The organism is Pseudomonas auratipiscis, from assembly GCF_036324085.1.
Classification (GTDB): Bacteria; Pseudomonadota; Gammaproteobacteria; order Pseudomonadales; family Pseudomonadaceae; genus Aquipseudomonas; species Aquipseudomonas auratipiscis.
On sequence record NZ_JAZDCU010000002.1, the window covers coordinates 138,337 to 153,166 of the forward strand.

The 14,830-nt window shown below is 58.9% G+C and carries 13 protein-coding genes; 3 read left to right on the forward strand and 10 right to left on the reverse strand.

Annotated features, from left to right (window positions below):
- Position 1: 1 nt before the first annotated feature.
- A complete protein-coding gene (locus tag V0R60_RS03045) occupies positions 2-472 on the reverse strand; it encodes an Lrp/AsnC family transcriptional regulator (RefSeq protein ID WP_136478645.1) in 471 nt (156 codons plus the stop codon).
- Between the two features lie 126 nt (positions 473-598).
- On the opposite strand from V0R60_RS03045, the gene V0R60_RS03050 reads away from it, so the two are divergent.
- The 3 genes from V0R60_RS03050 (at position 599) to V0R60_RS03060 (ending at position 3,091) form a co-directional block, all read left to right on the forward strand.
- On the forward strand, positions 599-919 hold the full coding sequence (locus tag V0R60_RS03050; RefSeq protein ID WP_330078885.1) for a hypothetical protein: 321 nt from the start codon (positions 599-601) through the stop codon (positions 917-919).
- A gap of 96 nt (positions 920-1,015) precedes the next feature.
- Positions 1,016-2,722, forward strand: coding sequence for a GspE/PulE family protein (locus V0R60_RS03055; RefSeq protein ID WP_330078884.1), 1,707 nt, complete (start codon positions 1,016-1,018; stop codon positions 2,720-2,722).
- A gap of 54 nt (positions 2,723-2,776) precedes the next feature.
- A complete protein-coding gene (locus tag V0R60_RS03060; protein WP_136478648.1) occupies positions 2,777-3,091 on the forward strand; it encodes a DUF2388 domain-containing protein in 315 nt (104 codons plus the stop codon).
- A gap of 50 nt (positions 3,092-3,141) precedes the next feature.
- On the opposite strand, the gene gcvP is transcribed toward V0R60_RS03060, so the two are convergent.
- The 9 genes from gcvP to pepP form a co-directional block, all read right to left on the reverse strand.
- Positions 3,142-6,018 (reverse strand): aminomethyl-transferring glycine dehydrogenase, encoded by a 2,877-nt coding sequence (gene gcvP / locus V0R60_RS03065; protein WP_330078883.1) that lies wholly within the window; start codon positions 6,016-6,018, stop codon positions 3,142-3,144.
- An 81-nt stretch (positions 6,019-6,099) separates the two neighbouring features.
- Positions 6,100-6,483: a glycine cleavage system protein GcvH gene (gene gcvH / locus V0R60_RS03070; protein ID WP_330078882.1), complete on the reverse strand. Its 384-nt coding sequence runs from the start codon at positions 6,481-6,483 to the stop codon at positions 6,100-6,102.
- Between the two features lie 46 nt (positions 6,484-6,529).
- The gene (gene gcvT, locus V0R60_RS03075; protein WP_136478651.1) at positions 6,530-7,612 is read right to left on the reverse strand and encodes a glycine cleavage system aminomethyltransferase GcvT; all 1,083 of its coding nucleotides are present in this window, start codon (positions 7,610-7,612) and stop codon (positions 6,530-6,532) included.
- A gap of 121 nt (positions 7,613-7,733) precedes the next feature.
- On the reverse strand, positions 7,734-9,356 hold the full coding sequence (locus V0R60_RS03080; RefSeq protein ID WP_136478652.1) for an ABC transporter permease: 1,623 nt from the start codon (positions 9,354-9,356) through the stop codon (positions 7,734-7,736).
- A gap of 113 nt (positions 9,357-9,469) precedes the next feature.
- Entirely contained in the window at positions 9,470-10,471 is a 1,002-nt protein-coding gene (locus V0R60_RS03085; RefSeq protein WP_136478653.1) for an extracellular solute-binding protein, read from the reverse strand.
- 115 nt (positions 10,472-10,586) lie between these two features.
- Positions 10,587-11,804, reverse strand: a complete 1,218-nt coding sequence (locus V0R60_RS03090; RefSeq protein WP_330078924.1) for a 2-octaprenyl-3-methyl-6-methoxy-1,4-benzoquinol hydroxylase — start codon at positions 11,802-11,804, stop codon at positions 10,587-10,589.
- 9 nt (positions 11,805-11,813) lie between these two features.
- A complete protein-coding gene (locus V0R60_RS03095) occupies positions 11,814-12,296 on the reverse strand; it encodes a DUF4442 domain-containing protein (RefSeq protein WP_330078881.1) in 483 nt (160 codons plus the stop codon).
- A 2-nt stretch (positions 12,297-12,298) separates the two neighbouring features.
- A complete protein-coding gene (gene ubiH / locus V0R60_RS03100; protein ID WP_330078880.1) occupies positions 12,299-13,492 on the reverse strand; it encodes a 2-octaprenyl-6-methoxyphenyl hydroxylase in 1,194 nt (397 codons plus the stop codon).
- Positions 13,489-14,823 (reverse strand): Xaa-Pro aminopeptidase, encoded by a 1,335-nt coding sequence (pepP, locus tag V0R60_RS03105; protein ID WP_330078879.1) that lies wholly within the window; start codon positions 14,821-14,823, stop codon positions 13,489-13,491. The genes ubiH and pepP overlap by 4 nt, the downstream gene beginning before the upstream one ends.
- Positions 14,824-14,830 lie beyond the last annotated feature (7 nt).

A 14,830-nucleotide genomic window follows, 5' to 3' on the forward strand; every position in this document is an offset into this window, starting at 1 on the left:
CTCAGCGCAGCACCGGTAGACTCGTCGTGGACTTTATTTCGGATAAGGCCACGGTCGAGTTGACCTCCTGGATCCCCGGCACCATCGACAGTTTTTCGAAAAAGAAGCGTTCGTAAGCTTCGATGTCCGGGGTGACGATGCGCAGCAGAAAATCCACTGCGCCCATCAGCACATAGCATTCCATCACCTCCGGGAAGCCGCGAATTGCCTCGGTGAATTCGGTGAAGTTGGAACGCCCGTGGGCATTCAGTTTTACCTCGGCAAAAATCTGCGTATTCAGACCGATTTTCTTGCGATCCAGTAAGGACACCTGAGCGCGAATCACCCCTTCTTCTTTCAAGCGCTGAATCCGTCGCCAGCAGGGTGATTGAGAGAGCCCTACGCGCTCGGCAATCTGCGCACTGGAAAGCGACGCATCTTCCTGCAAGAGAGCGAGGATTCGCCGATCGTAGAGATCCAATTCACTCTGCATAATTATTCCTGCTTTTCGTTAGCATACGAATTGAACAATTCAAAAATTCATACTATCTGCTGATCATAGAGAAAAAATACCCGGTTGAGTATGTGAAAATTTCTTTCACTTGAACCGGAGATTTCCATGAGCGCACTTGAACGCTTCGACAGCCCTGTGACCCCGATGCGTGATGATGTCTGGGCCGCTGACGGCATCTATAGCTGTGTGCACTACCAACTCCAGGTAGAAGCCGAGCCAGACAGCCTGTGCCGAATCCTGAACCTGTTTGCCCTGCAATTTCTCACGCCCCACAAAGTGCTGATGGCCCAGGAGGGTGATCTTCTCAAGGTCGAGATAGAGATTGCCGGCTTGAGCTGGCACCGCGCCGAGCTGATTGCACAAAAAATGCGCAACCTGATTTGTGTCGACAAGGTTCACCTGCAATTGGCCCGCACCGCTGACTGAGTGCGGCAATACCCGGAAATGCATGTCGGCCTTGCTGTTCCCTGCTGTCGACTACGCTTGTAGTTGCCCCTTCAGGCAGCAAGGCAAGGACGCCTCATGACTGTCAGCGATCAGGATCGCAGGCTAAGCCTGGGCGGTCTTCTCACTGCGCTTCTCGACGCACGTCTCATCAGCCCGCAAGCCGCCCACACGCTGCGAAGCCTACGCCAGACCGGCGATGCACATCCTCTGGAACTGATCGCGGCGCAAAACCTGCCTGATCCGCGCCAGGTCGGCCAATACCTGGACCTGGAGAGCCTGTGCCAGTGGCTGGCCAAGCGCGCCGGGCTGCCCTACCTGCATATCGATCCCCTGCAACTCGACCTTGGCGCAACCACAGGACTGATGTCTGCCGCGTTTGCCCGACGCCACCGCATTCTGGCGATAGCGGCGGATGACAATAGTGTCACCGTTGCCAGCGCTGAACCGTTCGTCAGGAAATGGGAGGCCGATCTGGCCCAAGTGCTGCGCAGACCGATCAAGCACGTTCTGGCGAGCCCCGTGCAAATTAACCGGTTCAGTCAGGCTTTCTTTCATATGGCCCACTCGGTAAAAGGAGCCAGTCACCAGGCAGGGACCGCGATTCCACGCGCAAACCTCGAACAGTTGCTCGACCTGAGCGCAAATGGCCGGGCGCATGAGGATGATGATGCCCATATAGTCACCATTGCCGACTGGCTGCTGCAATACGCCTTTGATCAGCGCGCGAGCGACATCCACCTGGAGCCGCGTCGAGACCAGGGCCACCTGCGCTTTCGCATCGATGGCCTGTTACATTCGGTGTATCAGTTTCCCGGCGCGGTAACCCTGGCTGTCATCAGTCGCCTGAAAACCCTTGCTGGCATGAATGTCGCGGAAAAGCGCCGGCCGCAGGATGGTCGGATCAAGACGCGCCTGCCCACTGGCAATGAACTGGAACTGCGCCTGTCGACGCTGCCCACCACCTTTGGAGAGAAACTGGTGCTGCGCATCTTCGATCCGATGGTGCTGCAGCAGGACTTTGCGCAGTTGGGCCTGGAAGGCGACGACCTTGCACGCTGGTTGGCATTGATCGGGCAGCGCCATGGATTGATTCTGATCACAGGTCCGACCGGCTCGGGCAAGACCAGCACCCTGTACACCACGCTCAAACACCTGGCCACTCCCCAGGTCAACCTGTGTACGGTGGAAGACCCCATCGAAATGGTCGAGCCCAGGTTCAATCAACTACAGGTACATCCTGCCATTGACCTTGGCTTTGCTGAAGGCACCCGGGCGCTGCTACGCCAAGACCCGGACATCATCATGATTGGAGAAATCCGAGACCTGGAGACCGCCCAAGTGGCCTTCCAGGCCGCCTTGACCGGTCACCTGGTGCTGTCCACCCTGCACACCAACGATGCTTGCAGCGCTATCACTCGCCTGCTTGAGCTAGGCCTGGCAGCGCATCTGATCAAGGCTGGGCTTATTGGTGTAATGGCCCAGCGCCTGGTACGTACGCTCTGCACGTGTAAGCAAAAGGCAGTTCCAGGTGAAGCCGGCTACCTGGCCCGAGGCTGCAATGAATGCCGGCAGACCGGTTACTTCGGCCGCACCGGTATTTATGAACTGCTGAACATGAATGAAGGGCTGAAAACCTACGTCCACGGCGATATCGACCTCACCAAACTGCGTAGCCAAGCCATCGCCGACGGCATGCTGACCTTGCAACAGCGCGGCGCGCAGAAGGTGGCTTCGGGGGTGACCACCATGACAGAAGTCCTGCGGGTGGCTTCAGGGAACTAGATCGAGGCAATCCGATCGAAGCTGTCAGTCAACCTCAGTTGGAGTCACCCCTCGATGCGTCTCAACGTTGCAGTCGCAACCCTTGCCCTGCTCTCCCTGCCAATCGGTTCAGCCATGGCCGATACCTTCTGGCGTAATGTCATTTCCTCTGGCGCAACCACAGGCTCTACCTACCTCACCTCCAAAGACCACAAACTGGTCCTTGCCGCACAGGACGATGCAGGCAGTTTCGTTGCCAGCGAAGGTGCTATCCGAGGCCCTTATCTGGAGTCTGCCATACACAAGGTGCGGGCCGAAAATCCCGGCCTGGAAGCGAGCGACATGGATCTGGCCAATGCCATTCTGGCCAAGAATGCTGTAAGCGAGTAATTCACTCTCGCAGGACCAGTACGCTCCCGCGAGGGCGTACTGGTCCGCGATCAACTGCGATAGTCCTCAACAGGAACACAGGCACAGAACAGGTTCCTGTCACCAAACACGTTGTCCACCCGATTAACCGCGGGCCAGTATTTATGCTGTCGCACATGGTCGCTGGGGGCAATTCCCTGGGCGATGCTGTACGCACGTTCCCACACGCCCAATACATCAGCCAAGCTATGTGGCGCATGCTTGAGCGGGTTATCGTCTGCTGACCAGTTCCCGTCCTGCACTTCACGAATCTCTGCGCGAATACTCAGCATCGCTTCGACAAAGCGATCCAGCTCCGCCTTCGATTCGCTCTCGGTAGGCTCGACCATCAATGTCCCCGGTACCGGGAACGACATGGTCGGTGCATGGAAGCCATAATCCATGAGGCGCTTGGCCACATCCTCTTCGGTAATTCCGGTCAAGGCTTTCAGCGGCCGCAGATCCAGGATGCATTCATGGGCGACGCGCTCATTGCGGCCCCGATAGAGCACCGGAAACGCCCCTCCTAGCCGTTCAGCCAGATAGTTGGCCGACAGGATCGCCACCTCACTGGCATCGGCCAACTGCGGGCCCATCATGGCGATGTACATCCAACTGATCGGCAAAATACTGGCGCTGCCCCAAGGCGCCGCACTGACCGCAGTGTTCTGTGGATCGGGCCCAGGCACCGGGATGACCGGATGGCTGGCGACAAAAGGGGCCAGATGGGCGCGTACGCCAATCGGGCCCATGCCTGGACCGCCGCCACCATGAGGAATGCAAAAGGTCTTGTGCAGGTTCATGTGTGAAACATCGGCACCGATATCAGCTGGCCGGGTCAAACCGACCTGAGCATTGAGGTTGGCCCCGTCCATGTACACCTGGCCGCCCTGCTTGTGGATAACGTCGCAAATTTCACTGATGCCTTCTTCATACACCCCGTGGGTCGATGGATAGGTGGCCATCAAACACGACAAACGCTCGCCTGCGGCCTGCGCTTTGGCGGTCAGGTCGGCAAGGTCGACGTTGCCGGCCTCATCGCACTCGACAATCACCACCTGCATGCCTGCCATCTGCGCCGAAGCCGGGTTGGTGCCGTGGGCCGACGAAGGGATCAGACAAATATCGCGCTGACTCTGGTGGCGGCTACGGTGATACTTGGCAATTGCCATCAAGCCGGCGTACTCGCCCTGCGCACCGGAGTTAGGCTGCATGCAGATCGCGTCGAATCCCGTGATCGCACACAACCAGTCTTCCAGTTCATCGATCATCGCCTTGTAGCCCTGCACCTGTGCGGCGGGTGCAAACGGGTGCAACAGCGCAAAACCCGGCCAGGTAATCGGGATCATTTCGCTGCTGGCATTGAGTTTCATGGTGCATGAGCCTAGCGGGATCATCGACTGGTTCAGCGCCAGATCCTTGTTTTCCAGTTGTTTGAGATAACGCAGCATCTCGGTTTCGCTGTGATGCAGGTTGAACACCGGATGGGTGAGATAGGCCGAGCTTCGTTGCAGCCCTGCCGGAATACCTTCGGGCAAGGTCTGCGCATCGAGGTCGTCCATATCCAGGCCATGATCTGCACCGAGAAATATATCGAACAAACGCAGCACAGTTGCCTGGTCGCACGTCTCGTCAAGGCTGACGCCCAACTGGCCGCGGCCGAGAATGCGCAGGTTGATCTGAGCAGCTTCGGCACTTTGGATAATCGCGGTCTGGCTGCCGCCCACTTCCAGGGTCAGGGTATCGAAAAAGTGCTCATTGAGACGTTTGATGCCTTTGCTGTGCAAACCGGCAGCAAGCATGGACGTCAGCCGGTGAACCCGCTGGGCAATGCGCAGCAAGCCTTGAGGGCCGTGATACACCGCGTAGAATGCAGCGATGTTGGCCAGCAGCACCTGCGCAGTACAAATGTTGGAGTTGGCTTTCTCACGACGAATATGCTGCTCACGGGTCTGCAAGGCCATTCGCAGTGCCACGTTTCCACGCGCATCCTTGGACACGCCGATAATGCGCCCAGGCATGGCGCGCTTGAACTCATCACGGCAAGCAAAATAGGCCGCATGTGGGCCACCATAGCCCATCGGCACTCCGAATCGCTGCGACGACCCCAACACCACGTCCGCTCCCAACTCACCAGGCGGGGTCAGCATCAGCAAGCTGAGCAGGTCGGCAGCCACACAGGCGAGGGCGTGCTGCTTGTGCAACTGTTCGATCAGTGGCGTCAGATCGACAATGTCGCCGTGGGTATCCGGGTACTGCAGTAAAGCACCAAATACCTGGTAGTTGGCCAGGTTATCCAGCGTATCGACCACCAACTCGAAACCAAAACCTTCGGCACGGGTTTGCAATACCGACAGGGTTTGCGGGTGGCAGTGTTCATCGGCGAAGAACACATTGCTTTTCGACTTGGCCATGCGCTTGGCCAGGGCCATGGCTTCCGCTGCCGCGGTGGCTTCATCAAGCAACGACGCGTTGGCCAGGTCCAGACCGGTGAAGTCGATGATCATCTGCTGGAAATTCAGCAACGCTTCGAGGCGACCTTGGGCAATCTCCGGCTGATAGGGGGTGTACGCAGTGTACCAACCCGGATTTTCCAGCACGTTGCGCAGAATGACCGTCGGCGTGAGCGTACCGTGGTAGCCCATGCCAATCAGGCTGGTCCACACCTGGTTCTGCTCGGCATAACCTCTGAGTTTGCTCAGGGCCGCCTGTTCATCCAGGGCAGCGGGCAGTTCCAGTGGACGGTTCAAGCGAATGCCCGGAGGTACGGTCTGCTCGATCAGTTCGCGACGAGTGCCCAGCCCCAGGGCCTGGAGCATGGCTTGCTGTTCCGAGGCATCTGGCCCCAGATGGCGATGCAGGAAAGGATTAACTTCGAAAAGTTGGCTCAGGGACGGCGACTGGGACATAGCGGCTCTCTCTTCCTAGACCAAGCCCCGAGCAGTCGAGGCATATTGAGTCTAGGAAGAGATTGCCGCTTGTGTGAAAAACTATTCGCCGATGGCCACTTTGTAGCCAGCAGCGTCGAGCAGTTTTTCCAGTTCGGCAGTGTCAGTTGGCTTGAGCTTGAAGATCCAGCTGGCATACGGATCGCTGTTCAGCGACTCTGGGCTATCAGCCAGTTCTTCATTTACCGCGATTACTTCACCACCTACTGGTGCATAGATGTCCGAGGCGGCCTTGACCGACTCAACCACACCGGCAGCCTCGCCTGCGGCAAAAACTTTGCCGACTTCCGCCAGTTCGACGAACACCACGTCACCCAGCGCTTCCTGGGCGTGGTCGCTGATACCGACAGTTACCGTGCCATCAGCTTCCAACCGGGCCCACTCGTGGCTTTCGGCAAAACGCAGGTCGGCGGGGATATTGCTCATCTTGTTTTCCTCGATAGGGTAAGCGGTAAGCCCGCCAGAATTAGGTTCAGATCAGAATCTTGCCATGGCGCACGAAGGTCGGTTTGACCACCCGCACCGGGTACCATTTGCCACGGATTTCTACTTCGGCACGGTCTGCGGTTGCCATCGGCACCCGCGCCAACGCAATCGACTTGCTCAGCGTAGGAGAGAAACTACCACTGGTGATCTCCCCTTCGCCAATATTGGCTACGCGCACTACCTGATGGGCTCGCAGCACGCCGCGTTCCTCCAGCACCAGCCCGACCAGTTTTTGATCGACGCCATGCTCGATTTCCGCCAACAACCCGCTGCGACCGATGAAGTCGCGCTCTGCCGGTTCCCAGGCAACACTCCAGCCCAGGTTCGACGTCAGTGGCGTATGAGCCTCATCGATGTCCTGGCCATACAAATTCATGCCCGCTTCCAGACGCAGCGTGTCGCGCGCACCAAGGCCGCTCGGGGCAATACCTGCGCCGACAAGGTCGTTGAAGAATGCAGGCGCCTGCAACGCGGGCAATATGATTTCCAGGCCGTCTTCGCCGGTATAACCGGTGCGGGCAACAAACCAGTCGCCTTCGACGCGGCCTTCGAAGGGTTTGAGTTCGCGAATCAGCGCAGCCCGTGGGGCGCTGACCAGTTCTGCAACCTTGGCCCGGGCATCCGGCCCCTGGATAGCCAGGATAGCCAGCTCCGGACGCTCGATGAGCTCGACCAGGAACTGGCCTTTGTGGTCGTTCAACCACTTCAGGTCCTTGTCCCGTGTCGCCGCGTTGACGACCAGCCGATAACCGTCCTCACAACGGTAGACAATCATGTCGTCGATAACATTGCCCTGCTCGTTGAGCATGGTGCTGTACAGGGCTTTGCCGGACTCGGTAAGCCGGTCGACGTCGTTGGCCAGCAGGTACTGCAGCCAGACACGGGCCTGGTCGCCATGTACATCGATCACGGTCATATGGGAAACATCAAACACTCCGCAGTCGCTACGCACCTGATGGTGCTCTTCGACCTGAGAGCCATAATGCAAAGGCATGTCCCAACCGCCAAAATCGACCATCTTGGCGCCTAACGCCAAATGCAGGTCATAAAGAGGCGTGCGCAGTCCCATGGGTTTCTCCTTCCGGGCGTGGCGAAGCTACGGCTGTTGGCAGCATTTCAGCTACCCGGTTTGTAGGACCGGCCGCAGCGAATGCCGCGCATTGTAGCTGCAAGCTTGAAGGCTGACACCCTCAGCGCGTTTGACCTACACGATATGCCGAACGTCGAATCAGACCGATGACCGGCAAAAGGCCAACCAAAATCAGCGTCAGGGCAGGCAGCGAAGCCCGCGCCCACTCGCCCTCGCTGGTCATTTCGAACACACGCACAGCCAGCGTGTCCCAGCCAAACGGTCGCATCAATAATGTCGCCGGCATTTCCTTGAGAACATCGACGAACACCAACAAGGCGGCGCTCAAAGCCCCCGGCACCAATAACGGCAGATATACCTTGAAAAATAATTTTGGACCGCTCACGCCAAGGCTGCGCGAAGCCTCCGGTAGCGAGGGGCGAATACGCTCCAGACTGGTTTCCAGCGGCCCGTAGGCCACGGCGATAAATCGCACCAGGTACGCCAGCAGCAAAGCGAACAGACTGCCCAGCAACAATGGCCGACCGGCACCGCCCAACCAATTGGACAGTGGCACCACCAACTGATTGTCCAGGTAACTGAATGCCAGCATGATCGACACCGCCAGTACCGAGCCTGGCAAGGCGTATCCAAGATTGGCCAGACCTACTCCGGCACGAATGCTCGGCGTAGGCGCTTGACGATTGGCGAAGGCGAGCATCAACGCGACACTCACCGTGATCAGCGCCGCCATCGCACCCAGGTACAGGGTATGCAGAATCAGGCTGGTGTAGCGCTCATCAAGATCGAAACGGCCGCGCTGCCAGAACCACACCAGCAATTGCAGCAGCGGAATGACGAAGGCACAGGCAAACACCAACAGGCACCAGCAGCTAGCAACCCATGCCTTCACGCCGTGCAAGTGGTACAGCGCCTTGCTCCTGGGCCGTTCGTTGCTGCCACGCACGGCGCCGCGGGCGCGACGCTCACCGTAAAGCACCAGCATCACCGCCAGCAATAAAAGACTGGCCAGTTGCGCAGCGCTCGAAAGGCTGAAGAAGCCATACCAGGTCTTGTAGATGGCGGTAGTGAAGGTGTCGAAGTTGAACACCGACACGGCGCCGAAGTCAGCCAGGGTTTCCATCAGCGCCAAGGCGATGCCTGCACCGATGGCTGGACGGGCCATCGGCAGCGCCACACGCCAGAACGCCTGCAGTGGCGAATGCCCAAGCACCCGCGCCGCTTCCATCAAGCCTCTGCCCTGGGCCAGGAAAGCGCTACGGGCAAGCAAATACACATAGGGATAGAACACCAGCACCAGGACGATGATCACCCCACCTGTGGAACGCACCCGAGGCAGACGCATGGGCCCAAACCACTCACGCAGCAAGGTTTGCACCGGCCCGGAAAAATCCAGTAGGCCGACAAAAACAAATGCCAACACATAAGCAGGAATCGCGAACGGCAGCATCAACGCCCAGTCCAGCCAGCGTCTGCCAGGGAATTCACACAGGCTGGTTAGCCAGGCCAGGCTGACACCCAGCACGGTCACTCCGACGCCGACCCCCACGATGAGGGTCAAGGTGTTGCCCAGCAAGCGGCTCATCTGGGTATCGAGCAGGTGCGACCAGATTTGCATGTCGACCGACTGCCAGGACAACAGCAGTACGCTCAGCGGCAGCAGTACCAGGGCGGCAACTGCAAAAACCAGGGGATACCAGCGACGTTGGGCGGGGTGAGCCAAAAGGACAAATCTCTTTGTAAATAGGAACGGGCTTACGCCGCGATTGCATTATGTCAGTCATCTCGCAATCGCGGGGCAAGCCCGTTCCCACAGGGGCCTATCAGGGCACCGACTTAGTTCCAGCCAGCCCGATCCATCAGGCGAATCGCCTCAGCCTGACGCTTACCAGCCACTTCGACAGGGATAGTGTCGGCCTTGAACGTTCCCCAAGCAGCGACTTCTTCGGAAGGCGCGACCTTCGGATTGGCCGGGAACTCCTGGTTCACGCCAGCGAAAATTTTCTGCGCATCTTCACCCGTCATCCATTCAACCAACTTGGTGGCGGCTTCAGGATGTGGCGCATATTTGGTCAGGCCAATGCCCGACAGGTTGACGTGCACGCCGCGGTCGGCCTGGTTTGGCCAGAACAGCTTGACCGCAAGGTTCGGATTTTCCTTGTGCAGGCGACCGTAGTAGTAGGTGTTGACGATACCAACGTCGCACTGACCTGCGTTGATGGCCTGCAGCAAGGCGGTGTCATCGGAGAACACATCCGTGGACAGGTTGTTGACCCAGCCCTTGATGATTTCTTCGGTCTTCTTCTCGCCGTGGGTTTCGATCAGGGTGGCGGTCAGCGATTGGTTATAAACCTTTTTCGCCGTGCGCAGGCACAGACGACCTTCCCAGTTCTTGTCGGCCAGGGCTTCGTAAGTGCTCAGTTCTTCAGGCTTCACTCGATCGGTGGAGTAAGCGATGGTCCGCGCCCGCAAGCTCAAGCCGGTCCAATCGTGGGACGAAGCACGGTACTGCTTGGGAATATTGGCATCGATCACTTCGGATTTGATCGGCTGCAAAATGCCCATCTGCTCGGCCTGCCAGAGGTTGCCGGCATCGACAGTCAGTAGCAAGTCAGCAGTGGCGTTCTTGCCCTCGGCCTTGATGCGTTGCATCAAAGGCGCTTCTTTGTCGGTGATGAACTTGACCTTGACCCCGGTCTTGGCCGTGTAGGCATCGAAAACCGGCTTGATCAACTCATCGATACGCGAGGAATACACCACCACTTCATCCGCAGCCTGGGCGGTACCGCCCAGCAGGGTCAAAGCCAGAGCGGCCAGTACGTACTTGCGTGGCAACATGGTGCATGTCCTCGAAGTTCAAAAGAGGTGCAAATGGTAGTTAATCCCATTTCCCATCTCAACTGAACTCATCGGGGAGGAGTTACCAGATGTTACTGCGCTTGCAAGGCTGGCCTCAGGACCGCGCCAACTCTGGCAGATCACCACTAAGCCCAAGGGCTTGACGTACAAACAAGGCCTTTGCTTCGGGCAGTTGTTCCACCCATTTCAGGCCGCTGTTGCGCAACCAGCGCAGCGGCAACTGGTCGGCCTGGAACAAACGTTCGAAGCCTTCCATCGCTGCCATAAGCGCCAGGTTGTGTGGCATACGCCGGCGTTCGTATCGGCTCAGGACGCGGATATCTGCCAATCGCTCCCCCCGCTCATAGGCGTGCTGGAGCTCTTCGGCCAAGGTGGCTGCATCGAGAAACCCCAGGTTGACGCCCTGCCCGGCCAACGGATGGATGGTGTGGGCAGCATCGCCGATCAGCGCCAGGCCTTCTGCGACATAGCGCTTGGCATGCCGCTGGCGCAACGGCACGCACAGCCTTGGGTCGGCTTGCAGTACAGTGCCGAGACGGCCTTCGAAGGCGCGCTCCAGTTGTGCGCAGAAATCGCTATCTTCCAACTTCATCAGGCGCTCGGCCTGCTCTGGAGTGGTCGACCAGACAATCGAGCACCAATCCTGCTGGCCGTCGCGCAGCAGTGGCAGGAAAGCCAACGGACCGTCATCGGTAAAGCGTTGCCAGGCGGTAGCCTGATGCGGTTCAGAGCAGCGCACACTGGTAACGATGGCGTGATGCAGGTAGTCCCACTCACGCGTCTCGCAGCCCGTCAGGCGGCGCACCGCCGAGTGCGCACCATCAGCCGCAACCACCAGCGGTGCACGCAAGGTCCGGCCATCCGCGAGGGTCAGCAACCACTCATCACCGGAGCGGCGCATCTGCTCGAGACGCGCATTGGCCAGCAAACCGATTTCGCTGTCATGCAAGCGCTGCAGCAGGCCATCCTGAACTACGCGGTTTTCGACGATGTGGCCCAGCACTTGGGCGTGCACACTGGCCGCCGAAAAATGGATCTGGCCGGTGCCGCTGCCGTCCCAGACTCGCATGTCCGAATATGGGCTCAGGCGGCGCGCCTCAATCCCTTGCCAGGCGCCCAGGCGCTCCAGGATGCGCTGGCTGGCCATCGACAGGGCACTGACCCGTGGCTCGAAAGCAGACTGCTCGTCGAATGGTTTGACCGACAGCGGACTGCCATCGAGCAGGAGGATTTCCAGGCCACTGTGCTGGAGTGCCAGGGCCAGGGCGCTGCCGACCATACCGGCACCGACAATTAACAGATCTGCGCGCATTTCCATGCTTTAAGCCTGTCTCGCTTGCGGCTTGAGCCGCACGTATAGGGTTTTGTCGACCTGGGCCACCAACTCACCGGCAGCGTCACGGATATCGACTTGAAGTTTTGGCAGGTACTTTTTACCGCCTGCGGTGTGCTCGCGAATGTCAGCCAGCAACTCATCGCCGATGCGCAAGTCAGCGAACACCGGTCCTTTGCCCGGCGCTATGAAGTCGATACTGGCTGCCTTGTCCCAGACAATGTACTCGCGGCCCAACAGTTCTATCAGCATCAACATGTAGAACGGATCGACCATCGAATAGAGGCTGCCACCGAACTGGGTTCCAACATAGTTACGGTTGAACCAGTGCAAACCCATGCGCACCCTCACATGGCGCAGATCCTGGCTGATACTCAACACGCGAATACCGGCGCCAATATAAGGCGGGTAAAAATTCAGCAGCCAGCGCAGCAGCCGTGCGCGCCGGGCCATTTTACGTGAGTCATCCATGCTCAGCTCCGCGGGTCCGGGCGGGTTCCCAGGCCCATGGCCTGACGGGCAAACCAGCGTTTGGCTGGGGGCAACAAGTCCAGCCCGAGCAAGCCCAGGTTACGCCCAGTGGCGATCAATGGCTGTGCGTTGCCAAACAGGCGGGTTACCCGGTCGGAAAAGCCCACGGTCATGTCCTGGTCCAGCCGCTGGCGCTCGCGATAGGCCTGCAATGTGGCAAAGTCCCCTGGCGCAGCAGGTCCTGCCAACAGGCCTTCGGCCAGCGACTGCACATCACGCAGGGATAGATTGAAACCCTGTCCGGCAATCGGATGCAGGCTGTGGGCAGCATTACCCAGGACCACAAGGTGCGGACGCACTTGCTCTTGAGCTTCTATCAACGACAAGGGGTACAGATGCCGTGCGCCCACTTGGCGTAAAGCACCCAGGCGATAGCCGAACATACTTTGCAGCTCATCAAGGAAGCTACGCTCGTCCATTTCCGCCAGACGCTTGGCATCCATACCCGCACGAGTCCAGACCAGCGCACAGCGGTTTTCCGGTAATGGCAACAAGGCCATCGGCCCTTCATCGGTGAAGCGCTCGAATGCCTGGCCACAGTGAGCTTCACTGGGTGTGATGTTGGCAATCAGCGCGCTTTGGTTGTATGGCCGCTGACTGACATGAATGCCCAGTTGTTCACGCAGCCCGGAGCGTCCACCATCGGCCAGCACGGCAAGATCGCATTCGACCCAGGTGTCGTCGTTGAGCGAAAGACGGTAGCCGTCTTCCAGCGCCTGCATGGCTGTCACTTCAGCCGGACAACGCCAGCTGACCACGTCGGTATCCAGGCCTTTCCACAGGCACTGTCCTAGCCAGGCGTTCTCCACCACGTAGCCCAAGGCAGGAACGCCTTCCTCCAGGGCATCCAGGCGCGTGGCACCAAAGCGGCCCCGATCGGAAACCTGAATCTGGCGAATCGGCTCGGCGCGGCGACTGATCTGCTGCCACAAGCCAAGGCGTTCATAGATTTGCCGGGTGCCAAAGGATAGCGCAGACGAACGCGCATCATAGCTGGGCTGATAGGTGTCGCCGGGTGCAAAGGGTTCGATCAGCAGGATGTTCCAGCCACGCGCCTTGGCACCGGCCTGCAGGGCAAGCGCCAGACTGGCACCGACCAGGCCGCCGCCAATAATTGCCAGGTTCACCCGTTTCATGCGGCGGCACTGCGCGCGGCAGCCATCAAGGCCTCGATTTCAGCGATCGTCTTCGGCACACCGGAGGTCAGGATTTCACAGCCCTGCTTTGTAACCACTACGTCATCCTCGATACGTACGCCTATGCCGCGCCACTTTTTCGCGACATCCTGGTTATCGGCACCAATGTAGATGCCAGGTTCCACCGTCAGGGCCATGCCCGGTTCGAGCACCCGCCACTGACCGCCAACCTTGTATTCGCCGACGTCATGTACATCCATGCCCAGCCAGTGGCCAGCGCGATGCATGTAAAAGGCACGGTAAGCTTCGCTTTCGATCAACGCTTCGACGCTGCCTTTGAGCAGCCCCAACGCCACAAGCCCTTCAGTGATCACCTGAACCGTTGCCTCGTGGGCGTGGTTCCAGTGCTTGCCCGGAGCAATGACGGCAAACGCTGCTTCCTGAGCCTTGAGCACCAGTTCGTAGATCGCTTTCTGCTCCGCAGAGAATTGGCCGCTGACCGGAAAGGTCCGCGTAATGTCACTGGCATAGCAGTCGATCTCACAACCGGCGTCGATCAGAACCAGATCACCATCCTTGAGCACCGCGTCATTCTCCTGATAGTGCAGAATGCAGCTGTTGCGTCCGGCAGCAACGATAGAACCATAAGCTGGCATCTTCGCCCCACCCTTGCGAAATTCGTAATCCAGCTCGGCCTCCAGGCTGTACTCACGCAAGCCCGCACGACAAGCCTGCATGGCCCGAACATGGGCACGGGCAGAAATGGCTGCCGCTTCACGCATCACTTTCACTTCTGCCGCCGACTTATACAGGCGCATGTCGTGCAGGAGATGATCCAGGGCAACGAACTCGTTCGGTGGCTGGGCACCAAGGCGAGCCTTGGAACGGATCACGTTGATCCACTCCATCAGGTGACGATCGAACTCGGGGTTGCTGCCCATGGCCGAGTACACCCGGTCCCGGCCCTCGATCAAGCCCGGCAGGATGTCGTCGATATCGGTAATCGGGAAAGCGTCATCGGCGCCAAAATCACGCACCGCCCCTTCCTGTCCGGCACGCAGCCCATCCCATAATTCACGCTCTGGATTGCGTTCACGACAAAACAACACATATTCGCCATGCTCGCGACCAGGAATCAGCGCAATCACTGCCTCCGGCTCAGGGAAGCCGCTCAGGTACTGGAAATCACTGTCCTGACGGTACACATGCTCGACGTCACGGTTGCGAATGGCGACCGCAGCGGCAGGCAGGATAGCGATACTGTTGGGCTCCATCTGCGCCATCAGCGCCTTGCGTCGACGGGCGTATTCCGACTTGGGGATATGGCTCATGGGCAGT